Source organism: Rhizobium oryzihabitans (assembly GCF_010669145.1).
In the GTDB taxonomy this organism is placed as follows: Bacteria; Pseudomonadota; Alphaproteobacteria; order Rhizobiales; family Rhizobiaceae; genus Agrobacterium; species Agrobacterium oryzihabitans.
In genome coordinates this window covers 24904-49704 of the sequence record NZ_CP048632.1, presented here as the reverse complement: position 1 = coordinate 49704, position 24801 = coordinate 24904, and the positions used below count along the sequence as shown (strand labels likewise).

The window sequence follows — 24801 nt, the reverse complement described above, 5'->3', positions numbered from 1 at the left end:
TCAACCTACCACTTCCAGGCCCATGGCGCGGGCGGAGCCCTCAACCATTGCCATTGCGCCTTCGATGTCGGCTGCGTTCAGATCCTTCATCTTGGCTTCTGCGATCGTCTTGACCTGAGCCTTGGTGATGGAGCCGATCTTGGCGCCCTTGCCAGGCGTCTTGGAACCGGAGGTGATCTTGGCTTCCTTCTTCAGCCAATACGTCATCGGCGGCTGCTTCATGACGAAGGTGAAGGACTTGTCCTGGTAATAGGTGATGACGACCGGGATCGGCATACCCTTTTCCATTTCCTGCGTGGCGGCATTGAACGCCTTGCAGAATTCCATGATGTTAATGCCACGCTGACCAAGTGCAGGACCGATCGGCGGGGACGGATTGGCCGCCCCGGCCTTTACCTGCAGCTTGAGCTGGCCTGCAACTTTCTTAGCCATATCTCTCTGCCTTTCAATTCAAACCGGTTGCCCGGCTTCTCTTCTAGCCGGATCGCTCCGGCGGCTGCGGTTGCGTGGTGCGGCGCCCTGCCCCGGCTTAGAGAGCCAGTTTGCCTTCCACGCGGCTTGGGGTTTCACCCCTCCAATCAGACCTTCTCGACCTGATTGTATTCCAGCTCGACCGGCGTAGCGCGGCCGAAAATCGAAACTTCCACCTTCAGGCGCGAACGCTCTTCGTCGACATCCTGAACCACGCCGTTGAACGACGCGAACGGACCGTCGGAAACGCGAACCTGCTCGCCGATCTCGAACGAAACCGAAGACTTCGGACGCTCGACACCTTCCTGAACCTGACCGAGGATACGGTCGGCTTCATAATCCGGAATCGGAACAGGCTTATTGTCCGACCCGAGGAAACCGGTAACCTTCGGCGTGTTCTTGATGAGGTGATAGGCCTCATCCGTCAGGTTGGCGCGCACCAGCACGTAACCTGGAAAGAACTTGCGCTCGCTGTCGACCTTGCGGCCGCGACGCACCTCGACAACCTTTTCGGTCGGAACGAGGATTTTCTCGAAAAGATGATCAAGGCCCTTCTGGCGGGCCTTTTCTTCGATCGACTCGGCGACCTTCTTTTCGAAATTCGAATAGGCGTGAACGATATACCAACGCGCTGCCATTTTTATTCTCCGTTCAATTCGTTACCGACCGACGTTCAGCACGAGGCTGAGCAGCCAGCCGATGAGCTGGTCAGCAGCAAAAAAGAACAGAGCCGCAAAAATGACCATCACGAGCACCATAGCCGTCGAAATCATGGTCTCGCGGCGCGATGGCCAAGTGATCTTTGACGCTTCGGCGCGAACCTGCTGCAGAAACGTAAACGGATTGGTTTTGGATGCCATTGACTGCCCACGCAATTACGGCGCGTAAAGCCGATACTGATCAGCCCCACGCACCGCGTGTCTGTTTTGACCCTACATAAACACCGATTCCCCTTTTAACAAGAGGAAATCGACATTCGGCGAAATTCGCCGGAAATCCGGCACCCATCTGCCATGCAGCGAAGACCCGCGCTTGCGAATGGAAAGTGGCAGGGGCAGAGGGGCTCGAACCCCCGACCTGCGGTTTTGGAGACCGCCGCTCTACCAGCTGAGCTATACCCCTTCAGACCAAAACTGACCGCGAAAATCGCCTGGTCAATTCGGTATGCGCTCCTTTAAGGTGCAGGGAAAAGAATGGCAAGTGTGTTTTTTGTTTTTTCACACATCATCCAGCGAATTGCACAACAAAGGTCAGCGTGAGTTCCTGCGCCCTGTGGAGGATAAATCGCGCCATCTATCTACCTGCTTCTTCCGAGGCAACATCGGCGCTGGTGGCATGTTTAGGCTGCTGCTCTGGCCCCGGCCTGTTCGCGCTTGCAACGATATCGCTGAACCGTCTGCTCCAATCACCCAGCGTCGCAAGCAGCGGAGCGGCTTCGGTACCGGTGGACGGGCAATTCATCGTTAAAACCTGCGATGAGATTTCCGAACTCAACGTTATAAGCCCAAAGTGGATTTGTGCCTGTTTGGCAATCTGATCCTGCCCCGCAAGAAGGGACGACAAGGCCGTGACGGCCGTAACGGTTGCGGGAAAAACAATGGCGAGAACTTTTATATGGGAGCCAAAGCGCCTGCCCGCTTGCGAATACTCCGATGAATTCAGGCCTGCAAATATCGTCGTCAGCATACCAAGGCAAATGATAGTGATGGAGAAGTTTCTGGATCTCTCCTGCAGTCTCTGCATTTCATATTTCGCTAGATTTCGCTCTCGTGGGATACGATCCTGCAACGCCGTGAAGCCGGAAACGAATTTCGCAGCCGTACTGACGTCCGGATAACTACCCGCGCAACGGCCAAGCCACAATGTGATATCCGAATCGCTGCCTGCCCACCGGGGATCAAATCCGAAAGCCAGCTCGAACGGTGCCCTGTCGCTACGAGCCACCCGCTTGAAAAACTTTGTCACGGGGCTGTAGGCGGATTCCAGGCCGTAGGTGAATTCCTCGGAAGCCGAATCTGTGAGCTCAGTCGGCGCGACCACGTAAACCGTGAGCAACACGAACCATAGTCCGACAACAGCGACGACCAGAAGCGTAAAAGATTTCAGCAGTATCAAAGTATATTTTAAAAACATGCCGCACCCCCCAGCGTTGAATATCTATCTCATAGGTTGAGAGGGGCGACAATATTGTTGAATCTGGGAGCGCGTTAAATTCCCAGCACCGTACAAAGCAAAAACCCCGCTGTCTCCAGCGGGGTTTTCTTCAAGCCCTTGCGGGTTTGAATATTACTCGACGATCGAAGCCACGATGCCGGCGCCGACGGTACGGCCGCCTTCGCGGATAGCGAAGCGCAGCTTTTCTTCCATCGCGATCGGAACGATCAGTTCGACTTCAACGGTCACGTTGTCGCCAGGCATAACCATTTCCGTGCCTTCAGGAAGCGAAACGATACCGGTCACGTCCGTCGTACGGAAGTAGAACTGCGGACGGTAGTTCGTGAAGAACGGCGTATGACGGCCGCCTTCTTCCTTCGTCAGGATGTAGGCTTCTGCCATGAACTTCTTGTGCGGCTTGACCGAACCCGGCTTGCACAGGATCTGACCACGCTCAACGCCGTCACGGGTAACGCCGCGAACCAGCGCACCGATGTTGTCGCCGGCCTGGCCCTGATCGAGCAGCTTGCGGAACATTTCAACGCCGGTAACCGTCGTCTTCGAGGTCGGACGAATGCCGACGATCTCGACTTCCTCACCAACCTTGACGATACCGCGCTCAACGCGACCCGTCACAACCGTACCACGGCCAGAGATCGAGAACACGTCTTCGATCGGCATCAGGAACGGCTGGTCGATCGGACGCTCAGGCGTCGGGATGTAGGCGTCAACAGCGGCCATCAGCTCGCGGATCGCGTCTTCACCGATCTTCTTGTCGCTGTCTTCAAGAGCGGCAAGTGCCGAACCCTTGATGATCGGGATATCGTCGCCCGGGAAGTCGTAGGACGACAGAAGTTCGCGAACTTCCAGTTCAACGAGCTCGAGAAGCTCGGCGTCGTCAACCTGGTCGACCTTGTTGAGGAACACGACGATTGCCGGAACGCCAACCTGACGGGCAAGCAGGATGTGCTCGCGGGTCTGCGGCATCGGGCCGTCGGCAGCCGAGCAAACCAGGATCGCGCCGTCCATCTGGGCAGCACCGGTGATCATGTTCTTCACGTAGTCGGCGTGGCCGGGGCAGTCAACGTGCGCGTAGTGACGGTTCGGCGTCTCATACTCAACGTGGGCCGTCGAAATCGTGATACCACGTGCCTTTTCTTCAGGCGCGGCGTCGATCTGGTCATACGCCTTGAACTCGCCGAAGAACTTCGTGATCGCGGCGGTCAGCGACGTCTTGCCATGGTCAACGTGACCGATCGTGCCAATGTTGACGTGCGGCTTATTGCGCTCAAACTTGCTCTTTGCCATGTGAATTGCTTCCTGTGAACGTGAAGTAGTTTCCCCGGCGAACCGGTTTGGTGTCGCCGTTTAAGGCTTTGTAAGCGAATGCGCAAGACTTAATTGTTAAAGCGCGTTCGCACACGCTGATCGCGTGCCTCAAGGCGCCTATATGGTGTTCGCTTTGCGATATTCAAAGCCGCTTCAACCTTGCCGCAACAGGAGCGGAGGGAATGAGCGGGCGGGAACCCGCAGACGCTCCTCTTCGCACAATCGAATTGCTAAACAAGCTTTTTCTTCATCACAACTTCTTTACCTCGACCGTCATCATGGCTTAAGGAAACGTCATCGCCGGGGGGAGACGGGCGAGCGGAACGATGCGCCGGGTGCGCACCCATGCCACATCTCGATCAGCCGCGTTCTCCCGCGCGACCTTCCATCCGTTTCAGGACCATCCCATGGAAATCTTCACAGCCGCCGGTTTTACGGCATTCTTACAGGTCATTGCGATCGATCTCGTTCTGGCGGGCGACAATGCCATTGTCATCGGCCTTGCCGCCGCCGGCCTTCCCGCGCATCTTCGCCGCAAGGCGATCCTGGTCGGCATCATCGCCGCCACGGTTCTGCGCATCGGCTTTGCCGCCGTCACCGTACAGCTTCTGTCCATCGTCGGCCTGCAACTTTTCGGCGGCCTGCTGCTGGCCTGGGTCTGCTGGAAAATGTGGTCAGAACTGCGCGAGGCCGCAGGTTCCATCGAAGACGAGGTGACGGACGACGAGGCCGATCTGACAAAGGGTCACAAGACTTTCTTCCAGGCCGCAACCCAGATCGTCATCGCCGACGTCTCCATGTCGCTGGACAACGTCCTTGCCGTAGCTGGCGCCGCGCAGGAACATGTGACGGTGCTCATCATCGGCCTCGTCGTTTCGATCGCGCTCATGGGTCTTGCCGCCAACTTCGTCGCCAAGCTGCTGCACCGCTACCGCTGGATTTCCTATCTCGGCCTGATGGTCATCATCTATGTGGCGCTCAACATGCTTTACCACGGCGTGATCGAGGTCTGGCCCTACATCACGCCCTACTTCGGCTGAAACATCCCGAAACGACTAGCGATCGACAGGCCCGGAAACAAGGTTTTCCGGGCCTTTTTTGTGCCGTGCGAACATCGGAGCCGCCGCTTCCAACGCCTCATTCGGCCTCGAAAATCAGCATCCGGCTTTCGGAAAAGACGTAAAGGGAATCAGCCGCCCGAAGCGCTGCAACATTCGGATAAGACAGGGAAATCGCGATTTCTCGCCTATACATTCTGGCAATTGAGGTCAGCCACGGGCAAGCCTAGGGAGCTAGTAATAAGTCATAATAATAAAAAGAAAGGTAAAGCTGCCAATGGCTTATGACTGGAGCGGCGGTCGTACCCGCCGCCTTAGACGGGTGAAGCTTGGCGTTGTCGCAAGCTCTCTCATCCTGCTGGCGCTGCTCGTGTCGCTCGTTCTTGGCTGAACACATCACGCGCGCAATTCAACACTGACCGGCGGCATGGCAAGGTTTTTACAACCGCCCTGCCGCCGCTCCCTTCAGTCGGCCGCCGACGATCAGGTCTTCTTCACTTCCACGCAATGAACCGGTTTCTTCATTTCCGGATCCGCCATCAAATCGTAAAGATCGGCCTCCTCACCCTTCGACCACCAGACATGGACACCGCCCTGATATCTGGCTCCCGAGCCTGAAACGACGTTTGCGGCAACAACGACGCCGTCCTTCAGCCCCAGCCGGACAAGGCTGATATCACCGGCGTTGAAATAGGTCGCTTCGACCTTATCGGCGGCGCATTGATAAACGGTCTCGACCTTTTCGACCGTCGTATCCTTCGGAAGTGGAATCACCAAGTCATCGGCAAGCGCTCTGGAAGCGGCTGAAAAAGACAAGATGGTAAAACACATGACGGCGAGTGATTTTTTCATGATGGCCCTTTCCTGATGTGGCGCCACCATAAGGCCACGCCAGAAAAGCCAAAATGGGGCCGCTCATTGCCACACACGTGAAATTTGCGTTAGCCGGGGAAGCAGGACGTGATTGATTTCGGTCGAGACACTGCGGCAATTTCTATCGGAAGAACCAGTAAACGACGCCCAGAATAACCGTCCACATCAGCAATGATATGGCCAGCACGGCGAGATAGTTTCGAAATCGTCTGGTCATCCGCCCACATTATCGGTCGGCCATCACGCGACAACCTCAACCGTTGAATTGCTGTATGCGGGTCAAACCGCAGGGTTAGCTCTTTCTATCAAGATGTTGAAAAGCAAACCATTCACAGATTTTACCCGCCCGAAAACGGGGTTGCCTGCGGCAAACCCCACCCTGACCGGGCGGGGTTTGCAGGCCTCATGACGCCTTGGCGGGCCAGGAACGTCAACCGTCACGGAACCGTGTCAGCTCTTCAGTGCCGTATTGCACAGGCTCCAGTAGCCGCCGCCCTTCTGGATCCATTTCAGATCGCCGAGCGTGCCGTCATTCTTGTTCTTGTGATAGGAATCGACGCAGGTCTTCAGGCGGGCCTTACCAGGGGTCTCGCTTGAATATTTCTTATCGACAGCACTCGGAAAAGCGACGCCCTTCGGGGCCTTTATCGTCGCCTTTTCGGGTTCTTTCTCAGTTGTGGCCGCGACCTGCTTGTCATCGGCGGCGTCTTCGGCCGCCGCATCGCTGCCGCAGAACTTGGCGCGATAATCGTTCCACTTTACGTCCTTGGCGGATCCGTCGGCTTTCGCCGCCTGATATTTCACGCTGCACTCTTTCATGGTGAGTGCCGCTGCGGGGGAGACAAACGCCGCCGAAGCCAGCAGCGCAAAGGATGAGAGAATGACAACCCTGTTAATCATTGAAGACTCCCGTTTGCATGATTGCCGGCCGACTATCCGACCGGATTTTCCGCTTGTCAACGAGCAGTGCGGCAAGGACCCGACGTCGAATTGACGGCACGCCATCTCCGCCAGCATGGAAGTGTGGCGCCGATGGACTTCAACTTCAGGTCACTCGGGCCCCTCGGAGAATCACGTGTTCGTGTGGCGTCAATAGCCATCGGGAACGAATTTCCTAAATTTTCGTTAGCATCTCGAACGAATAACGAGGATTTATCGATGTTGAGGATGCCGAAGACCATCTCCGCGCTCGCTCTTGGCGTCGCATTATCTGCCGCTTCCGTCGTGCCCGCCCATGCGCTGAGCATCATACAACCTGCCAGGGATTTGCAGGAAAAGACGCAGCCCGCCTCCCCCGCATCGGCCTTTGCCGCAGGAAAGGGTGAGGAAGGCGCGTCGAACGGATACGCCCTGTCTCAGGAAGAAGTCAGCCATATCAAATGGTGCGCGGCGCGTTACACATCCTACCATCCGACCGACAACACCTATATGGCGTCGGCCGGCACGCGGATGCAGTGTCGTTCGCCCTACTGACTAAACCCGGATGTCGGGCCGGGCCAGCCCCGACCCAGAAGTACCAAACACATCTGGCAAGCTAGGCAGGTCTCATCAGATAATGCCCGACGCCCCATACCTCACCATCGTCATGTCCGAAGAGGCCTGCCGTCGCGAGGAAGAACAGCCGCCAGCGTCTTTCCCACAATCTCGCATCGGCGCCATAAACGCGCTGCAGGATCGGTCGTATGCGATCTATCTCCCGATCGAAATTCTTCAGCCAGTCGAGAGCGGTTCGGCGATAATGCGATCCTGACCAGCGCCAATCCTGCTCCACGCTGAAAAGCCCGTCAAAACGATGCGGAAGATCGAAAGCCGGCATGATGCCGCCGGTGAAGAAATGCTGTGCGATCCAGTCTGCCGGATTGCCATGATCGAAGCGATAGGATCGGTCGCGGTGATTGAAGACGTGCAGGAAGAACCTGCCTTCCGGCTTCAGCCACGAGCGGACGCGCTCAAACAACGTCTGCCAGTTCGACATGTGCTCGAACATTTCCACCGATACGACACGATCGAAATGGCCGTCGGTCGTGAAATCATTCATATCAGCCGTTACCACAGACAGATTGGAGAGCCCGCGCTCCTTCGCGCGCTCGATTATATATTGGCGCTGCGAAGCAGAGTTCGAAACAGACGTAATCCGTGCATTGGGAAAACGGCCTGCCATGTAAAGGGAGAGCGAGCCCCAGCCGCAACCGAGCTCAAGAATATCCATGCCATCCTGCAAGCGGGCATGTGACACGGTTTGTGCCAGCGCAAAAGTTTCAGCGTCATCAAGCGTGGTGTCAGCATCGGGATAAAAGCAGCAGGAATATTTTCTTTGCGCGCCGAGAACGATCGCGAAAAACTCCGCCGGTACTTCGTAATGCTGCCTGTTTGCGTCGTCCGTATGGGTAGCGACGGGAAATCTCACCATGTCTGCCGCAAATGCCGCCTCGGCGTCCGCCCGCAGGCCGGCAAGCCTGCGCTTGGTGCGCGCGCAGAGAAGGTCGATGCCGGCAAGGGTGATGCTGTCGCTCAGCGGCGCGCGCTCGGCTGCATTGATGGCGAATGCGAGCATGTTCATGGCATATCCTCGTTTTTACGTGGTCCCGGAAAAAAGGCGTTGACGCGGTTCTGCAGGGCGCGGAATTTTTCGCCGCGCGACTTCAGCATGTGTTCTTCGAGCGGCGGAATGCCGGAGACGTGGACGAGCAGCCAGTACATCATGACCGGCGCTGCAAGCGACATCCATGACCAGGGTTGCGCATGGATGGCCAGCAATGGAAAGCCACACCAGAAAAGCCATTCGAAAAAGTAGTTCGGATGACGGGAGTAGCGCCAGAGACCCGTCTCACAGACGCTGTTTTTGGCCGCCGGTGTCTTTCTGAACCGCGAAAGCTGCGCATCGGATATGGCTTCGCCAACAAGCGCACCGGCCGCGACGAATAAGGCAATCAGATCGGTAAAGCGTGGAAAAGCCTGAGGGTTGCTGGCGGCGAGATAGACGGCGAGCACCAGCACAAAGGCGGCGATGGCCTGGATCTGGAGAAAACCGAAAAGCCGCAGCGAAGCATTGCTGCCCCATTGCTCGATCAGTTTCGCATAACGCGGATCCTCTCCGCCGCCCCTCGTGCGCAGGCCGATATGACCGGCAAGCCGCAGCGACCACACGATCACGAGAAAAACAGCAGCTCCCCGGCGCCAGGCATCTCCATCGGAAAACAGGACCGCGACAATGCCGCCGAGCCCCACACTCGCGGACCAGACGGTATCGATCCAGCCGCTTGAGCCTGTCAATCGCTGCAACGCCCAGGCTGCCGCCATCAGCACCGACATCAATACGGCAAGGGCTACCACAACAGACATCATCACCATTCCGCTCGCTGTATCAAAGGGCATCACGCCGCCTTTGGTGATGCAACTACGGCCGAGACGGCAAAAGAGTTTCAGGCAGCAGACAAAATTCCGAAAAATCTGCGCGGCCGTGAAACTTATCGATCAGCTCCCTCGTATCTGTCGCAGTCCCAAAGGCTGAATTGTGAATGCAATAGCGAGGAAACATGTTCGACACCGAAGCCAAAAGAAAAGACAGCCGGCGAAACATCGCCGTGATCGGAACAGGCATTTCCGGCCTGTCCGCAGCCTGGCTTTTGTCGCAACGGCATGATGTCACGGTTTTCGAGGCGGCGGACCGCGTCGGCGGCCACAGCAACACGGTGACTTTCCAGACTGAAAAAGGACCTGTTTCCGTAGACACCGGTTTCATCGTCTATAATGAAACGACCTATCCCAATCTCACAGCACTTTTCAAAACACTGGATGTGCCGACCGCGGCATCCAACATGTCCTTTGCCGTTTCGCTGAATGATGGCGGTTTCGAATATTCCGGCGGCACCGGCGTCGGCCTTCTGGCGCAGAAGAGAAACGCCATCAGGCCACGCTTCTGGGCGATGCTCTCAGATCTATTGCGCTTTTACCGCAACGCCCCGCGCGACCTGCCCGTCATGGGCGACATGTCGCTCGACGATTACCTGTCGCGCAATCGCTATGGATCGGCGTTCCGAGATGATCACCTCTATCCCATGGCGGCCGCCATATGGTCCACGCCGGCAATGGAGGTGGGCCGTTACCCGGCGGCGCATTTCATAAAATTCTGCAGCAACCATGGCCTGCTTTTGCTGCGCAACCGACCCGTCTGGCGCACTGTCGTCGGCGGTGCCCAGGAATATGTCAAACGCATCACCACGCCGTTCGCCGACCGCATCCGGCTTTCGACGCCGGTCAAACATATCAGCCGTATCCCGGGTTACATCGAAATCGCCGGGGAAAGCGGCAAATTCGAGCGTTTTGACGATGTGGTGATCGCAACACATGCCGATCAGGCACTGAATATGCTGAGCGATGCGACGCGCGCCGAACGGCGCATTCTCGGGGCATTCACCTACACGAAAAACAGGGCGGTGCTGCATACCGACAGCAGTTTCATGCCACGCAGGCGCGCCGCCTGGTCGAGCTGGAACTATGTGGCAGATACCCGCATTGAAACGGGTCAGCCAAGCATCACCTACTGGATGAACAAGCTTCAACCTCTGGGCGACACCCCTGACACCTTCGTAACGCTCAATCCGGCGCGCGAGCCGGAGCAGGGAAAGATCATCGCCGAGGAAACCTACCACCACCCTGTTTTCGACGCCGGCACCGAACAGATGCGGCAGGAACTGTGGGCCTTGCAGGGGTTGCGAAACACATGGTTCTGCGGCGCTTATTTCGGCTCGGGTTTTCATGAGGACGGTATTCAGGCGGGCCTTGCGGTTGCAGAAGACCTGGGCGGGCTGAAGCGCCCCTGGCAGGTCGCCGAAGACAGCGGCCGGATTGTTCGCCTTGATATGACGGCGATTGCGACCGACACCGAACTCATAGAGGCGATAGCATGATGCCTCACCTCGCCTCCGCACTCTTTCCCGGACATGTGACCCATGCGCGCTTCAAACCGAAAGCGCACAGGCTGGCCTACCGGATTTATTCGCTGCTTCTCGACCTCGACGAGCTGGATACGCTCGACAAAAAGCTGCGACTTTTTTCCGTGGACCGGTTCAACCTGTTTTCTTTCCATCGCAGGGACCGCGGCGACAGGAGCACGATCGGACTTCGCCAGCAGATCGAGACCTCGATGCTGGCGGCGGGCGTGCCGGTGGATGGCGGGCCGATACGTCTGCTCACCATGCCGCGTCTGCTGGGCTGGGCCTTCAACCCGCTGAGCGTGTTCTTCTGCTACGGGCAGGACGCATCGCTGAAGGCCATTCTCTGGGAAGTCGACAATACGTTCGGCGAAAGACACTCCTATCTGATCCCGGTTGAGGCAGACGGTGCGGCGGAAATCGTCCAGCGCTGCGACAAGGCCTTCTATGTCTCACCGTTCATGGACATGGACCTCCACTATGTTTTCCGCGTCATACCGCCCGGTGACAGGCTGAAGATCGTCATCGACACCTTCGACGGCGAAGGGCCGGTTCTGACCGCCCGGCACCTCGCCCGGCGCGTCGAACTGACCGACGCCGCCCTTCTGAAAGCATTCTTCGCCATCCCCTTTCTCACGCTCAGGGTGATCGGCGGCATTCACTGGGAAGCGCTCAAAATCTGGCTGAAGGGCGTGCGGTTCCGGAAGCGTCCGCTGCCGCCCTCTTCACCCATCTCTTTCGTTCATCCTTCATCGTCGCAAATCGAGGCCAAGATAAATGACCCCGTTTGACAATCTTACGCAAGCATCGGCCGAAAACAGACTTTCCAACCGCAGCGCCGGCCCCGGCGGCTGGCTCATGGGCAGGCTGCTGAACAAGGTCTCAACCGGAAGGCTGCGCGTCATTCTTCCAGGCGGCGGCGTTGTTGAAAAATACGGCGAAAAAGACGGCTGCGAGGCAACGCTTGTTCTCCATCGCTGGCGCGCGCTGAGGCGGCTGATCCTCAACGGCGATATCGGCTTTGCCGAGGGTTTCATCGATGGGGACTGGACGACGCCCGATCTGACGACGCTGATCCGTTTTGCGGCCCAGAACCGCGAAGCCTTCACGGGTTCGATGCGCGGCAGCCCGCCGATGCGCCTTCTCAACCGCCTTGGTCACAGGCTCAACGCCAATACCAGACGCGGCAGCCGCCGCAACATCGAGGCGCATTATGATCTGGGTAACGAGTTCTACAGGCAATGGCTCGATCCCTCGATGCTTTATTCCTCCGCGATCTTCGACGACACGACGCCGACGCTTGAGGCGGCCCAGCTGAAAAAACTCGACCGTATCGCTGACAAACTCCAATTGAATGGCGGCGAAAGCATATTGGAAATCGGCTGCGGCTGGGGCGCACTCGCCATCCACCTGGCTACCGAGGCCAATGCCGACTTGACCGGCATCACCCTTTCGCCCTCACAATTGAACTGGGCAAAAGCAGCAGCCGAAAAAGTGGACAGGGCGGGAAGCATCGATCTGAAACTGGAAGACTATCGCGATGTCGACGGTAAATTCGATCGTATCGTTTCCGTCGAGATGTTCGAAGCGGTCGGGGAAGCCTATTGGCCGAGCTATTTCGAAACGCTGAAACGCTGCCTGAAACCCGGCGGCCGCGCGGTGCTGCAAATCATCTCCATCGAACCTGGTCGGTTCGACAATTACCGGCGCAAGGCTGACTTCATCCAGAAATACGTCTTTCCGGGCGGCTTCCTGCCATCTGACGAAGCGCTTGAAAAAGCAATTGGCAGAGCGGGCCTGAGCCTGACCGATACGGAGCTTTTCGGCCAGTCCTACGCCCGCACGCTGGCGGAATGGCGGCAGCGTTTCCATGCGCGATGGCAGACGATTTCGCTCCTTGGTTTCGATGACCGCTTCCGGCGGCTCTGGGATTATTACCTCTGCTACTGCGAAGCCGGCTTTACCGAGGGGACCATCAATGTCGGCTTCTACACGATTGAGCATAAGTAAAACGCGGGGCAATAATTGCGGAGAAAGACGATGAAAATCAAAGCATTGATAATCGCATCCTCCCTATGTCCGATGCTTGCGGCCTTCGGAGCCGGGGCAGCGGACATCGACGGCAACTGGGCGCGCGGCGACGGCAACGCCAAAGTGCTGATCGCGCCCTGCGGCGACAATATCTGCGCCACCAACACCTGGATCAAGCCGGGCACGCCCAAGGAAAAGACCGGCGACCGGCTCGTCATGGATATAAAGCCCGATGAAAACGGCGTCTATTCCGGCACGGCCTTCGATCCGCAACGCGACAAATCCTACAGGATAACGGTGACGGTTGATGGCAGCAGCATGACCACCAAGGGCTGCATCGTCGCCGGTCTCTTGTGCAAGGGCATCAGCTGGACCCGGATCGATTAAAAAGGAAAAGACCGATGAAGACCTATATCGCAGCCTATTTCTTCACGCTCATCGCTTTTCTGGTGATCGACTTCATCTGGCTGAGCACCATGGCATCGCGGCTCTATCGCCCGGCCATCGGCGATCTCCTGGCGGAAAACTTCCGGCTTGCCCCGGCGATCGTCTTTTATCTCATCTACGCGGCCGGATTGACCTTCCTCGCGGTTCGGCCGGCGCTGGTGTCGGGCCAATGGACGACCGCGCTGCTTTATGGTGCGGCCGTCGGCTTCATGGCCTATGCCACATATGATCTCACCAATCAGGCGACATTGAAAAACTGGTCAACGACATTGACCATCGCTGATCTCCTGTGGGGAACCTTCGTCTCCGCAGCGGCCGCCATCATCGGTTACCTCGTCACGGTAAGGCTGGTCGGTCCGCTGGAAAATCCGGCAGGTGTATTATGACCACGGCAAGCCTCGACAGCTTCTTCCACCCGGCCATCCCCTGGCGTGAAAGACGCGAACTTCATTTTGCGCATGCCTTGCCTTCCCACAAAAGACAACCTTATAAAGGAAGCGCAGCAAGGGACGTTCGAATGCAAGGCACAGAGATCGCAAGCCTTATCAACCGCGTCGGCATGGGCGATCGTTCGGCATTCGTATCGCTTTATCAGGCCACGAGCCCGAAGCTTTTTGCGATTTGCCTGAAGATCCTGCGTGACAGGACCGAAGCCGAAGAGGCCCTCCAGGAGATCTATATCAAGGTCTGGCAGCGCGCCCGCACATTTGCCGCAAGTGCCGGCAAACCGGCGACATGGCTTGCCGCCATTGCCCGCAACCACGCGATCGATACGATCAGGGCGCGCAAACCGTCGACTGATGACATTGACGAGGCCTATGACATTGCCGACGACAGCATCCGCAATCCGGAGCAGCAGATCGTTCTGGCGGATGAGGGCCGCAGGATCGATGAGTGCATGCGTGAACTTGAAAACGTTCATGCGCAGGCGATACGCCGCGCCTATGTGGAGGGTTTGAGCTATCTCGAACTCGCCGAGGAATTGCGGGTGCCGCTCAACACGGTCAGAACCTGGCTGAGACGCAGCCTTCTCAAACTCAGAGAGTGCATGCAGCGATGACGACGGGCGAACACAGCGACGGCATGCATTCGCGCGACGAAGTCCTCGCCGGCGAATATGTGCTTGGCGTGCTGCCGATCGAAAAGCGGCGCGAGGTTGAACGCCGCATGCAGGACGACAAGGCCTTCGCGCAGCTCGTCCAGCGCTGGGAGATGGAATTCTCCGACTTCAATGCCGAGTATGAGGAGCAGATGCCGGGCGCAACTGTTCTTGCCCGCATAGAAGAACGCCTGTTCGGCCGCCAGGATATCAACACCAATGGCAGCCTGTGGAGTTCGGCATCCTTCTGGCGGTGGATATCGGTTGCTACGAGTGCAACCGCCGTGGCGGCCGTCGTTTACGCCGCATTCCCCGAAAAATGGCAGGACACCACCCCGCTGGTCGCCGAACTCGCGACAACGGACAGCCAGGTCAACCTCCTCGCCTCCTATGATGCAGAATCGGGACGGATGCGCATCGTTCCTGTCGCAACCGGCAAGATAGACGAGAAGTCACTGGAACTCTGGCTGGTGATGGATGGCGGCAAGACGCGCTCGCTCGGCGTGTTCCAGCCCGGCGCGAATGGCGACCTCATCATTCCCGCGGATATGCGTGGCAATATCAGCGAAGGCACGACCTTCGCCATCAGTGTCGAGCCTTTCGGCGGCTCGCCAACCGGTCAGGCGACCGGTCCTGTGATTGCCGTCGGCACCGCACGCCACCTGTAAGGCGACTTAAGGCAGCGACAAGGTATCGCCGAGCGACGCGTCTCCCGCCCGTCGCTCGATCACTCGTCTTCCGGAATAAAGCCCCCGCTCTGACGTTTCCAGAGCCGCGCAAACAACCCGCCCTGCTCGACCAGTTCCTCCGGTCGCCCTTCTTCGACGATCCGGCCATGATCGAGAACGATGATCCGGTCCATGCTGGCGATGGTGGACAGGCGATGCGCAATTGCGATGACGGTCTTGCCCTCCATCACCAGATTGAGCTTTTCCTGAATGGCCGCCTCCGACTCGCTGTCCAGCGCGGACGTCGCCTCGTCGAGTATCAGGATGGGAGCGTCTTTCAAAAGCACGCGGGCAATGGCGACACGCTGCCTTTGTCCGCCCGAAAGCTTGATGCCGCGATCTCCGACAAAGGCCTGATATCCCTTGCGCTCCTCGCTGTCGGCAAGATCGGCAATGAAAGCGCCGGCCTTCGCCACTTTCGCCACCTGCTCGATGTCGTCCTGCGTCGCCTCCGGCCGCCCATAGCGGATGTTGTCTCCGACGGAACGGTGCAGCAGCGCCACATCCTGCGCAATCACCCCGATATTGCGGCGCAGACTGGCCTGCGTGACATCGCGGATATCGTGACCGTCGATGCGGATGGCCCCGCCCTGAATGTCGTAGAAGCGCAGGAGCAGATTGACCAGCGTCGTCTTTCCCGCACCCGACAGTCCCACAAGTCCGACCTTCTCCCCGGCACGGACGGTCAGGGACAGATCATCCATCACCGGCCTGCCCGACTTGTAGGCGAAGCGGATGCGGTCGAACTGTATTTCGCCACGCGAAACGGTGAGCGCGGCAGCGTCCGCTTTATCGGTAATGGTCGGTGGCGTCGTCATCACGGGCATGGCGTCCTTGATGGTGCCGATCGCCTGAAATATCTGCTGGCCCATCTGCAGGAAGGTGAACGTATGCCCCGACAGCCGTTGCAGGATGTAAACGGCGCCGACAAATTCCCCGACCGTGATGAAGCCCTTCACCAGACCGGAAAAACCGAGGGACAGGATCGCCAGCCACAATGCCATGTTGAGCGCGACGACAACCAGTTCCGATGCGCGATAAACGCGCTGTTCCCTATGCTGGGTATGCACGGCCTTGTTCAGGATACGGCGGATGGCTCCGGCCTCACTGTCTTCGGCTGCGAACTGCTTGATCATCTGCATGTTGCTATAGAGATCGGTGATTGCGCCCGAGACGAGGCTTCGCTGTTTTGCCGACCGCCGCGACCGCTCGGTGAAGACAGGAGCGAGTTTGACGGCCAGCACCACATTCAGCACGATCCAGATGAGCACCGGCAAGGCGAGCTGCCAGGACAGCGCCTAGAGCAGAACGAGTGAGCCGACCATCTGCAGCAGGAAGCGCGGTGCAAGTTGAAAGGCGTTGATGATCTGCTGCTGAACGGCTGACGACACCTGCGAAAGACGCGAAGCGACCTGTCCGGCGTAAAGCTCGTGGAAAAATGCGAGATCCTGCCGCTCCACCGCCTTGTGACCCTGCCACTGGATTGCCGCCGGCATCGCAATGCCGAGCGTGTGCGAGGTGAGCGTGTTGAGAAGAAACGACGCGACCGGCATGGCCGGGAAGATCAGCACACCGAGAACGGCGAGCATCGGCCATTCGTTTCGCAGAAAGGCCTCCGCACCCTGCGCCGTCACGCCGTCGACGATGACCGACAATCCCCAGATGATCGACAGATTGATGGCTTCCACGGCCATGGACGACAGGGCAAGAGCAATGAGGACGCCGCGAAACATTGAAATGAAATGCAAAAGCACCGCGACCGGGCCTTTCGACGGCAGCGGATGGAAGGGAATGTCGAGCGGCCGTATCAACGTCTCGAAAGGGCGGAAAATCGTATCTGAAATCGACATGGGCCTCTCGGATCACAACTTGGTATCGACGGGGAGGAATCAGCGACGCATCCGTCATGGAACCACGTGCCGCCCGCGACCTCAATTGCAAACAATGGGAGGTGCGGCCGTCGCACGGCCGCAACAGAGATCGACGTCAATGTGCAGACCATGAGACGATGAAAGCCCGCGCCTGAATTCCGATGCAGGGCATCGAACTGGCTGGATCAATAAAACAAATGCTGATGACGATGCCGGAAGGCTTTTTGCGCACACGATAAATGCGGCAAATTCAGAGTGTTGGGCGCAATTGATAATGTAGGGGGAGAAGTGGAGCGGGTAGCGGGAATCGAACCCGCGTATTCAGCTTGGAAGGCTCGGTCTATCTGGCCGATATCAATAACTTGCGTGTAAAACTGGCTTTAAATCGTCAAAAATCTCTCAAATGTTTCAATGGGGCTGTAAAACTATTTTGCCCTCAAAAATCACTTCGCTCTATCAATTATTGACTCCCTCCCCGCCTATCCCATAATCAGCACCAGCGCTGGGCGGCGCGCATCAAGACATCAAGGGAAAACGAAACTCTGTCACCGGAGGGAAAGCCCGTGCGCGATGATGAGAAATACCAACGCAGACATCTCTGGATGAGAACGTGGAAAGGCGAGCGTGGCCTGAACGGCGAACTGCTCAACGACTTCGTATGCATTGTCGAGGGGGAGATAGTCGGCCGAATCTCTGAGCAAGAGACGGGCCCGATGCGCGGCACCTACAAATGGGATGGAGGGCATTCAAGGCGCATCAGGGTCAACGTGCTCCCACAGGGCGGCTATGCGCCAGACGTGCACGAGGCGGCACGCAAGGTGGAAGAACACTATGATCTGTTGAGGCAAGAGGCTGGGCTGCCTCCTGTCGTTGGTATAAGGGTGAGGGCATGAGCGACCAGACCAATAAGGCCGGAGACGGCATCCACGAGAACCACTGGTGCGAGCATCCGGGGTGCACAAAGTGGGGCGGATGGGGTTTTAGCCGGTCAAAGGCAGATAAGCCAAATTGGTGGTGCCCGGAGCATTACCCACACAAGGATACGATTAAATCCGGCCGATGAGCAGCCCACCTATCTTTTTTAGTGCATCGGCGAACGAAACGCCAAGAGCCACACCACCTATTCCGATCATGCTCAAAGCGCCGATGCCCATGAGACGCCAGCGTCGCACATCATCAGTGACGGGCTTCATTTCGGCCACGTCTTCATTCACAGAAGCGACGGAGCTTTCGACGCGGGAAATCCTGTCAACAGCCTCATCAAGCCGCCTGTGAACCCCCGCACGGCTTTCCGCTGATTTGTCTTCGGATCTCTGGAGGGTGGCTTTCATCTCCCGCATATCGTCTTGTATGCCGCGAAGGCCTGCGACAAGCTCTCCAAGCTGCCGATGAACTGCAGCGTCTATTTCAGGTGCCATCGGCAAAACCCTTGCGATGCGAGTAAAGAAAAGCCCCCGGCCATGGGTCGGGGGAGATAGTTTCAGAGCGTGATGATTGACCCGCCGACGATGGCGCCATTGTTTGCGCTTGCGATTGTCGCCGGCAGTGTGGAGCCGGATGCGTTCGCAGCATCCCATTCCTCGACAAGCCCGCTCGTCACATCGGGGTCGGAACTTCCGAGGCCAGCACGGGCAAAGCGGCTGGCAACCTCGGAAGGCGTCAGGGCGCGATTGTAGAGCCTTGCCAGAGAAACGCGCTGGCGGGACATCTGGACCGGAGCACTGGCATTGTAGGCTGCGCCAAGGATCATGCGATGGCCTGTCTGGCCGTCGATGTTCGGTTGTCCGTTTATCGCCACCATATCAAGCGCACGCTGGCGAACCAGTTGCCCGTTGCGATACAGCATCCAGCCGCCTGATCCGTCGTGTGTGGCCAGCCAGTGGATGATGGAGCCGTAATCTGGAATGAGACCGGTTCGGAACGGGTTCAGGATGTTCGTGGATGACGTGCCGAAGTCCATGCGGTCAGAACAGCCAACGGCCATGATCGGCCCGCTCCAGTTCCCGGCAAGACCCACCCAGCCTATAGCGCCCATGAATAGCGACTGCTGAAGCGCGGACACCGACGTGCTGGCACCGCGCCACATCATGACGGAGGCATTTGCGCGGGTGGTAGGCTCAATACCGCCCATCCACTCCATCGACATGGCGCCGTCAATCACCAGGCTGTTGTCAGTTCCGCAGTTGATCCATGACGTTGCGCCGCGTGCGGAAAGCAAAATGGCTTTCTTGCCGGACTTCTTGACGGCAGGAGCGGCGATCGGCGTGTCTGCATGATCGCGGAAGGCGATGACGACATAGGTTGCCGCGTTGACGTTGAGCGCAGAACTGGCGGCAAGCTGTAGCCCATCCGCATCAAAGGAAATGCCGGACGCCACAATACCGGCCGCTGCGGACATCTGTTTTGCACCGCTGGCCGACATGGTGTCCGTCTTGATCCATGCAGCCTGAAGCGTGCCGCTCAGTTTGGCGACGATGACAGCCTTTGGCTGGAAACCAAGACTGACGGCACGATTTGCGCCAGAACCGGTAAATGTCGCCGTCGCGAAGTTTGCTCCGCTCTCGAACCCGATGAAGTCGATGCCTTCGCCCAACTCCTGCGCCGCGTCATATTCGTTGACATATGGTGATGTGGAAACGGTGCACTGGCCTGTCGTCAGATTGGTGATTGCTCCTGGTTCCGTCAGCGCCGTTCCGCCAAGTAGCGCCGTGGTGGACGATCCGACCTGAAGAACCCCGTCACGCGTGCTATCGCGCTTGGCAATTACGGCGGCGAGGTTGATGCTGCTGTCATCGAACTTGATCAGCCGGCTGGCGATGGCGTTGCCCTGAGAACCGGCAAGCGCCATCTTGAGAGCAGCAGAGCGCGATATGGCGAGATGATGATAGGTGATGCCCTCGTCGTTCCATTTGGGCGACTGCGAGACGGTATAGCCATCCTTGGTGATACTGGCCCCATCTGCGTAGCTGTTGGACGCTCCCAGCACGTTGGACCGCCCCGCCCACAGATCATGCAGCTTGAGTGCAACAATCTTCGGCGCATCGGGAATGGAAATGACGAGTTCCGGCTTCCACCCGATCGAGACGCTGCGCCGCGAACCGTTGCCAACAGAAGTTCCTGTCTTGATGCTCATGCTGCGAACTCCAGTTCGACTGTCCCGGCTGATTGCGTCTGCTTCCGAAGGCTGATCTTGTCGAAGCAGCCCGTGACGCTGGCAGATGCGGATCCGGCAATGGTAATGCTTGTGGTGGCGGCGACGAATGAGGTTGCGATAGGCAAAAGACCTCCTGCTGGCACGCCAGCCGATGCATAAATCTGTCCTGTGGACGATCCGGCGGGATCTGTCGTCAGGCGGCAGGATATTGAACTGGCGTTTGGCTCCAGCATGGTGGCGCGGAACACATAGGTTTCGCCAATCTCAAGGCCGGAGACGGTTTGCGTTGCACGTCCGCCGCCCGATCCGCCGAACAACTCCATCTTGCCGTCTCGCCATGTAATGGTGGCGCCGGTCAACTGAGCCGCCCAGCCTGACACATCGGTGTTGAAATTTCCGTTGGTGACGAGTTCCGGGCCGAGAGCCGATGTCATATCGACATAGACGCCGTTGATGATGGGGAGATCGACGGAAGCTTTCTCGCCGGTTGCGAGTGCGCCCTGATACGGCATGATGCCAGCCCCAACGAAAGGACTGTCGTAAATGGAGACCAGCGGCGGAGAACCTGACGTGACCTTGACCGACAGAAGACGACCTGGGGAAATGATCGCAACGCCGGAATTGGTGATGGGGACAGTAAACCGCTCAGCCCTGCCAACACCACACCCCGCTAGCCCAAGAGACAGGCCAAGTCCAAGACCGATCATTGTGCAATCCTCACCAGCATTTCTGTTTCACGCCATGGGCGTTGTGTGACGCGACCTGGTTAGCGAACTGCCGGTCGTCCATCGTGATCTTGAGCGCGGTTTCGAGCGTCGGAGTCAGCTTGCTCCAGCCTGCGCACGCATTCGACACGTTGGTCGTCTGGCAGCCCGAAATGAGCGCACAACTCAGCAGCAGCGGAAGAAGTGATTTCCACATTGGTTTCGTTCCTTGATTGGAGAACTTCGACGGTCTTGGCTAAAGCCTCTGTGGCGGCCTGTGAGCGGCCTTCTCGTTTGCCGAGCCAGTAGGAGCCGGAAGCCAGCAGAACGGCGCAGAGAAGGCCACCAGCAGCGATTTTCAGCCAGTTGGGGATGAGTGCCCACATCATGCCTGTTCCACCGTCTGCTTGCTCTTCCACCAGCCGTAGACGCCCCAGATCGTGAGACCGAGACCAATGGCGCCCGAAACGGCCAGCATCCCGTTTGCAATGGTGTTCGCCAGATCCGAGTTGATGCCGGTGACATAGGTTGCGATTTCGGCAATCTGGTCGCGCGCGGCGGTGACCAAAGCCAACGGGCCGAAGTTGCGCGCTGCGTTCTTCACTTCCGGCACCTGCGCGATCCCTAGGTTTCCCGGCTTCTCATCTGCGGACACCTGAAACTCTTTCAGCTTGCGCATGGTCTGCGGACCGGCAACGCCGTCGATCGTCAGAGAGTTTTCGTCCTGAAAGCTGCGAAGTGCCCGATCCGTGGCAGGACCGAAGTCCCCATCCGCCGGAACGGAATGGCCGGCACGCGTGAGAAGCACCTGAATTTCGCGGACGCCAGCACCCTTGGAGCCGAGACGAAGCATCCCAGTCGCACCAGATGCGGCCGGTTCTTTTCTCGCGTATCGCTCATAGGCGGCGGCCATCTTCGTGTCGTAGGCGTTCTTCTTGTAGGCAGGTCCGTTATAGCCTCGAGCAAACCCCGCCCAATCCTTCCGGCTCAGCGCGCCAAGGAGATTGTTCGTCTTGATGAACCGAACCATCAAATCGACCTGGCCCTCTACGCCGCTTCGTGCCGCTTCGAACAGATCAATGACTGTTGGATAGCCGAGTGCCTTCCAGTGGCTCCCCATGACCTGCCCGACGCCGAAGGACGTGCTTTCAAGTGCGGCCTGCTTGTCGATCGTCATCGCCCGTCCAAGAAGCTGCCAGCGGGCTTTCTGCGATGCTGGGTTCTTCACTCCACCGACGTTCGGTGAAGCTAGACCAAGCCGCCGCGCCTCCTCACGACGAGACGCCGTCACCAGCCGGTCGAAGTAATGGCCTTCGAAACGGATCACCGGCATTTCCTTGCCGTCGATATCCGCAAAGACAACGCCGTTGCTCTCGACCTCGACAACAGCCTTCATCGCCGCCGGATCAATACCGTGCACGCTCGCAACTCGCTCGATCGAGCGCGCGACATCAGCCTTCAACATGATGTTCTCCTGATTGTGGGTTATGGGTGCCGGGCTACGCTACCGGGCAGGCGATTTTAGCGGAACACAATCAGCGATTGACGATTGGGTTCGTGAGAAATAGCAATTTGATGAGGCACACCACAGCGACTTCGAGGAAGACATGCGGATTGGGAATAAACACGGGATGGAGAACGATAGCTTTCGCGTCAGCTGCACTGTGACGGCTGCGATATTGTTCTTCTTTGCTCTTGGTATCCGGTTGATGTTCCCATATGCAGAATGGAATCTAGACGCGAACCACATCATGCAGACCGTAATTTATTCATCCCTGCAGGGTATTCCGGCCAGCGGATACAGCCTTCGGTACTGGTTCCAAGACAATTTGTATCAGTGGTGGCTTGACGCAATCTATCCGGTTAGCGATTTCGCCCGCCCGTTGACCGCGACCTCTATGCAAAAAGGTGTTTTTGTCGCCAGCATGCTTCCGAAGATATTGGGCGCCTTAAACATTGCACTCATATTCTCTTTGTCACTGACAGTAAGCGCAGACAGAAAAATTAGTGCTCTCGTTGCAGCGATTTACGCCATCACTGCTCAGCATTTAGTTATGTCGACTATCGTAGAGCGCCAGATTATCTCGCAATCACTGCTGCTCATTTCATTTCTTTTGGTGGCGGCCGCTCCGACCCGGATATCTGTTCGATACCTGACCTACGGAATTGCGATCGCCGTCAATGTGTTCGGTGTAGCTTGTTACTCTCCCCCGATAATTTTTCTGCCATTTCTGCTCGCGTTCATCGTGACATATGAGTTTCGGCAGCAAACCGACACGAATTCCAGGATCAAGACCATTATCGCCCTGGCGGGCCTCTATCTGGTCGCTGACCTTATCGTATTTCTGCTCACGGGCGCATCAGTTCTCAGCGTCTTGAAACAGGCCGTTGTGAACTTCCTGTTTTACGCTAACCCGGCATCGAATGACGAGTTTTCGAAGCTTGACCAATCCCTGATTACTGCGAATGCCCTTTGGTTTTTCGGGAACCTCTTTCAGTGGTTGCCGTACCTCCGGGAAGACAATTTCTCTCAGATATCCTACTGGTCATTCGCACTTTCGGCCGTTGTCGTGTCGTATTGTTTGTATTGCGCGGCAGCTGCTATTATCGAATTTGTCGCAACGGCAGCAAAAAAACCAAGCGTTATCTTTACGACAGGTCAAACGAGGATCGCCCTTTTTTCGGCGGCGTTCCTTACTGGCATAGCGTTCACGCTGGCAGTCCGTCACGGCAATCAGACAGAATTTTACATCATGCCATATACATTCATCTTGCCGGTCGTCGCGGAGCGCCTTTCAAGTTCACTCGCTAAAGCAACGGTGGCATTAAGTATTTGCGCGGTTCTAGTCGCGGCGACCTATTTGAATTACCCGTTCTTCGGAATGAGTATGGAGGCCCGCAACTCGTATATAGCCTCCAACGCAGATACTATCTTGCCGACAATGATCCTTAAGCCTGAGCTTTGAACGCCATTAATCACCGGAGCGCCACTGATAGGCGTCGATATCGGCAAGGCTAGCAATGTCACCCGAGGTGATCAAAGCGTCGATGGTGGCTTCGGCGTCGAACAAACTCTGCACGTGCGCTCCTACCGCAAGCGCCGTTTCTTTAACCTCGGCGGCAGACAAAGTCACAAATCCAGACAGGGATTTGAATTTGGTGGAAGCGGCCCCCGACGCGACGACATATGAATGAGCGTTGGCGATCATCGATTGACTGTCACGGCTGGTATCGACGCGGCAGCCGTTAACAACGATGCCGCCTGTCTCGATTTCAAACCTTTTCATGGCGGCATAGGCTAGCAATTCACTCTTCGTGATGGGTTCAGCAACCGGCTGGCGGAAGGTTTTCCCATCATAGATCCATCCGGGCGACACACCATCAGCACAGGCTTTGAATTGTGCGGATAGGTCCGGGTGGACGGCATCGGAAATTTTCACGCCTTTATCGAGTGACACGACCTCTATCACACGCTCGTTGTCTACTCGGGCAAAAGTGGGCATCAAATATCCTCCATATAGCCATGAACTCTGGCAATCATGTTCTGATCTTCAGGGCTGTTATTTTGAAAATGACCCGTGACTTTAAAGCCAGCAGGAAGCCTTATCGGGGTCACATAGTGACGAACCGGGAGATTTTCCCCCATTGTAGTGATGCTATCGAGCACCAAGTATGAGTTTCGCCATGTTCCGTCCTGGGATGGCCTGCGAACGCATTTGGAAACGAACTCAATGTCGGTGATAAACATCACCTTTCCCACTGGAACGGTAACCGGAAAATTCCACTCGAAGATCGGGGACCCATAGGGTCCAAGATTGTCGATCGACACATTCCCCCGGAGGGGCTGTTGACGTTTGGGACCGAAGCACATGTTGATATGGAAAAAAAAGCGCCCATTATCTCATCCCGCAAAATATTCGATGATAACCAGGCCGGCGGCACCTGCGC

Annotated in this window: 26 protein-coding genes, 1 tRNA gene and 2 pseudogenes; 11 read left to right on the top strand and 18 right to left on the bottom strand. The window is 57.3% G+C overall.

Annotated elements, in window-relative coordinates:
- From rplK to tuf, 6 genes are all read right to left on the bottom strand, one after another.
- The gene (rplK, locus tag G3A56_RS00315; protein WP_003507702.1) at nt 1–432 is read right to left on the bottom strand and encodes a 50S ribosomal protein L11; all 432 of its coding nucleotides are present in this window, start codon (nt 430–432) and stop codon (nt 1–3) included.
- A 146-nt stretch (nt 433–578) separates the two neighbouring features.
- Complete coding sequence (gene nusG / locus G3A56_RS00310; RefSeq protein ID WP_046798156.1) at nt 579–1109, bottom strand: transcription termination/antitermination protein NusG; 531 nt, start codon at nt 1107–1109, stop codon at nt 579–581.
- A 21-nt stretch (nt 1110–1130) separates the two neighbouring features.
- Nucleotides 1131–1331 carry a preprotein translocase subunit SecE gene (secE, locus tag G3A56_RS00305; RefSeq protein WP_003523719.1) on the bottom strand — a complete coding sequence of 67 codons (201 nt, stop codon included), beginning with the start codon at nt 1329–1331 and terminating at the stop codon, nt 1131–1133.
- Nucleotides 1332–1517: 186 nt separating this feature from the next.
- Nucleotides 1518–1593, bottom strand: a tRNA-Trp gene (locus G3A56_RS00300).
- A gap of 171 nt (nt 1594–1764) precedes the next feature.
- On the bottom strand, nt 1765–2604 hold the full coding sequence (locus G3A56_RS00295) for a hypothetical protein (protein WP_082182567.1): 840 nt from the start codon (nt 2602–2604) through the stop codon (nt 1765–1767).
- A gap of 153 nt (nt 2605–2757) precedes the next feature.
- Complete coding sequence (gene tuf, locus G3A56_RS00290) at nt 2758–3933, bottom strand: elongation factor Tu (protein WP_003495154.1); 1176 nt, start codon at nt 3931–3933, stop codon at nt 2758–2760.
- A 428-nt stretch (nt 3934–4361) separates the two neighbouring features.
- On the opposite strand from tuf, the gene G3A56_RS00285 reads away from it, so the two are divergent.
- Nucleotides 4362–4994, top strand: coding sequence for a TerC family protein (locus G3A56_RS00285; protein ID WP_082182568.1), 633 nt, complete (start codon nt 4362–4364; stop codon nt 4992–4994).
- 501 nt (nt 4995–5495) lie between these two features.
- Here the strand turns inward: G3A56_RS00285 and G3A56_RS00280 are convergent.
- Nucleotides 5496–5864 carry an MliC family protein gene (locus G3A56_RS00280; RefSeq protein ID WP_082182569.1) on the bottom strand — a complete coding sequence of 123 codons (369 nt, stop codon included), beginning with the start codon at nt 5862–5864 and terminating at the stop codon, nt 5496–5498.
- 471 nt (nt 5865–6335) lie between these two features.
- Nucleotides 6336–6785 (bottom strand): hypothetical protein, encoded by a 450-nt coding sequence (locus tag G3A56_RS00275; RefSeq protein ID WP_003495145.1) that lies wholly within the window; start codon nt 6783–6785, stop codon nt 6336–6338.
- A 258-nt stretch (nt 6786–7043) separates the two neighbouring features.
- Here G3A56_RS00275 and G3A56_RS00270 point away from each other — a divergent pair, with 258 nt between their 5' ends.
- Nucleotides 7044–7358 carry a BA14K family protein gene (locus tag G3A56_RS00270; protein ID WP_035242767.1) on the top strand — a complete coding sequence of 105 codons (315 nt, stop codon included), beginning with the start codon at nt 7044–7046 and terminating at the stop codon, nt 7356–7358.
- Between the two features lie 61 nt (nt 7359–7419).
- Here G3A56_RS00270 and G3A56_RS00265 read toward each other — a convergent pair whose 3' ends face one another.
- Complete coding sequence (locus tag G3A56_RS00265; protein ID WP_082182570.1) at nt 7420–8445, bottom strand: SAM-dependent methyltransferase; 1026 nt, start codon at nt 8443–8445, stop codon at nt 7420–7422.
- Entirely contained in the window at nt 8442–9230 is a 789-nt protein-coding gene (locus G3A56_RS00260) for a DUF1295 domain-containing protein (protein WP_082184466.1), read from the bottom strand. Before G3A56_RS00260 ends, G3A56_RS00265 begins: the two co-directional genes overlap by 4 nt.
- Before the next feature lie 191 nt (nt 9231–9421).
- On the opposite strand from G3A56_RS00260, the gene G3A56_RS00255 reads away from it, so the two are divergent.
- From G3A56_RS00255 to G3A56_RS00225, 7 genes are all read left to right on the top strand, one after another.
- Nucleotides 9422–10795, top strand: a complete 1374-nt coding sequence (locus tag G3A56_RS00255; RefSeq protein WP_082182571.1) for an NAD(P)/FAD-dependent oxidoreductase — start codon at nt 9422–9424, stop codon at nt 10793–10795.
- The gene (locus tag G3A56_RS00250; RefSeq protein ID WP_082182572.1) at nt 10792–11610 is read left to right on the top strand and encodes a DUF1365 domain-containing protein; all 819 of its coding nucleotides are present in this window, start codon (nt 10792–10794) and stop codon (nt 11608–11610) included. The genes G3A56_RS00255 and G3A56_RS00250 overlap by 4 nt, the downstream gene beginning before the upstream one ends.
- A complete protein-coding gene (locus tag G3A56_RS00245) occupies nt 11597–12829 on the top strand; it encodes an SAM-dependent methyltransferase (RefSeq protein WP_082182573.1) in 1233 nt (410 codons plus the stop codon). Before G3A56_RS00250 ends, G3A56_RS00245 begins: the two co-directional genes overlap by 14 nt.
- A gap of 30 nt (nt 12830–12859) precedes the next feature.
- Nucleotides 12860–13237: a DUF2147 domain-containing protein gene (locus G3A56_RS00240; protein WP_035242315.1), complete on the top strand. Its 378-nt coding sequence runs from the start codon at nt 12860–12862 to the stop codon at nt 13235–13237.
- Between the two features lie 14 nt (nt 13238–13251).
- Nucleotides 13252–13683 (top strand): DUF2177 family protein, encoded by a 432-nt coding sequence (locus tag G3A56_RS00235; protein WP_082182574.1) that lies wholly within the window; start codon nt 13252–13254, stop codon nt 13681–13683.
- A gap of 131 nt (nt 13684–13814) precedes the next feature.
- Nucleotides 13815–14357, top strand: a complete 543-nt coding sequence (locus tag G3A56_RS00230) for a sigma-70 family RNA polymerase sigma factor (RefSeq protein WP_082184467.1) — start codon at nt 13815–13817, stop codon at nt 14355–14357.
- The gene (locus G3A56_RS00225; protein WP_082182575.1) at nt 14354–15064 is read left to right on the top strand and encodes an anti-sigma factor; all 711 of its coding nucleotides are present in this window, start codon (nt 14354–14356) and stop codon (nt 15062–15064) included. The genes G3A56_RS00230 and G3A56_RS00225 overlap by 4 nt, the downstream gene beginning before the upstream one ends.
- A gap of 59 nt (nt 15065–15123) precedes the next feature.
- On the opposite strand, the pseudogene G3A56_RS00220 reads toward G3A56_RS00225, so the two are convergent.
- Nucleotides 15124–16974: pseudogene (locus tag G3A56_RS00220) on the bottom strand (ABC transporter ATP-binding protein).
- Between the two features lie 584 nt (nt 16975–17558).
- Between G3A56_RS00220 and G3A56_RS00215 the strand changes: the two are divergent.
- Nucleotides 17559–17888, top strand: a complete 330-nt coding sequence (locus tag G3A56_RS00215; RefSeq protein WP_164056018.1) for a hypothetical protein — start codon at nt 17559–17561, stop codon at nt 17886–17888.
- A gap of 153 nt (nt 17889–18041) precedes the next feature.
- Here the strand turns inward: G3A56_RS00215 and G3A56_RS00210 are convergent, their stop codons facing one another.
- The 5 genes and pseudogenes from G3A56_RS00210 to G3A56_RS29550 form a co-directional block, all read right to left on the bottom strand.
- Nucleotides 18042–18413 (bottom strand): DUF1515 family protein, encoded by a 372-nt coding sequence (locus tag G3A56_RS00210; protein WP_164056017.1) that lies wholly within the window; start codon nt 18411–18413, stop codon nt 18042–18044.
- A gap of 62 nt (nt 18414–18475) precedes the next feature.
- Nucleotides 18476–20128, bottom strand: coding sequence for a LamG domain-containing protein (locus G3A56_RS00205; RefSeq protein WP_164056016.1), 1653 nt, complete (start codon nt 20126–20128; stop codon nt 18476–18478).
- The gene (locus tag G3A56_RS00200; protein WP_164056015.1) at nt 20125–20856 is read right to left on the bottom strand and encodes a hypothetical protein; all 732 of its coding nucleotides are present in this window, start codon (nt 20854–20856) and stop codon (nt 20125–20127) included. Before G3A56_RS00200 ends, G3A56_RS00205 begins: the two co-directional genes overlap by 4 nt.
- 59 nt (nt 20857–20915) lie before the next feature.
- Nucleotides 20916–21242 carry a hypothetical protein gene (locus G3A56_RS00195; RefSeq protein WP_164055978.1) on the bottom strand — a complete coding sequence of 109 codons (327 nt, stop codon included), beginning with the start codon at nt 21240–21242 and terminating at the stop codon, nt 20916–20918.
- A gap of 338 nt (nt 21243–21580) precedes the next feature.
- Nucleotides 21581–22249 (bottom strand): annotated as a pseudogene (locus tag G3A56_RS29550) (N-acetylmuramidase domain-containing protein); the annotation flags it as partial.
- Between the two features lie 235 nt (nt 22250–22484).
- Here G3A56_RS29550 and G3A56_RS00185 point away from each other — a divergent pair.
- Nucleotides 22485–23819 (top strand): hypothetical protein, encoded by a 1335-nt coding sequence (locus G3A56_RS00185; RefSeq protein WP_164056013.1) that lies wholly within the window; start codon nt 22485–22487, stop codon nt 23817–23819.
- A gap of 6 nt (nt 23820–23825) precedes the next feature.
- On the opposite strand, the gene G3A56_RS00180 is transcribed toward G3A56_RS00185, so the two are convergent.
- Both G3A56_RS00180 and G3A56_RS00175 read right to left on the bottom strand, forming a co-directional pair.
- Nucleotides 23826–24356 (bottom strand): DUF4376 domain-containing protein, encoded by a 531-nt coding sequence (locus G3A56_RS00180; protein WP_164056012.1) that lies wholly within the window; start codon nt 24354–24356, stop codon nt 23826–23828.
- Nucleotides 24356–24601, bottom strand: a complete 246-nt coding sequence (locus G3A56_RS00175) for a hypothetical protein (RefSeq protein WP_164056011.1) — start codon at nt 24599–24601, stop codon at nt 24356–24358. The genes G3A56_RS00180 and G3A56_RS00175 overlap by 1 nt, the downstream gene beginning before the upstream one ends.
- Nucleotides 24602–24801: the final 200 nt, after the last annotated feature.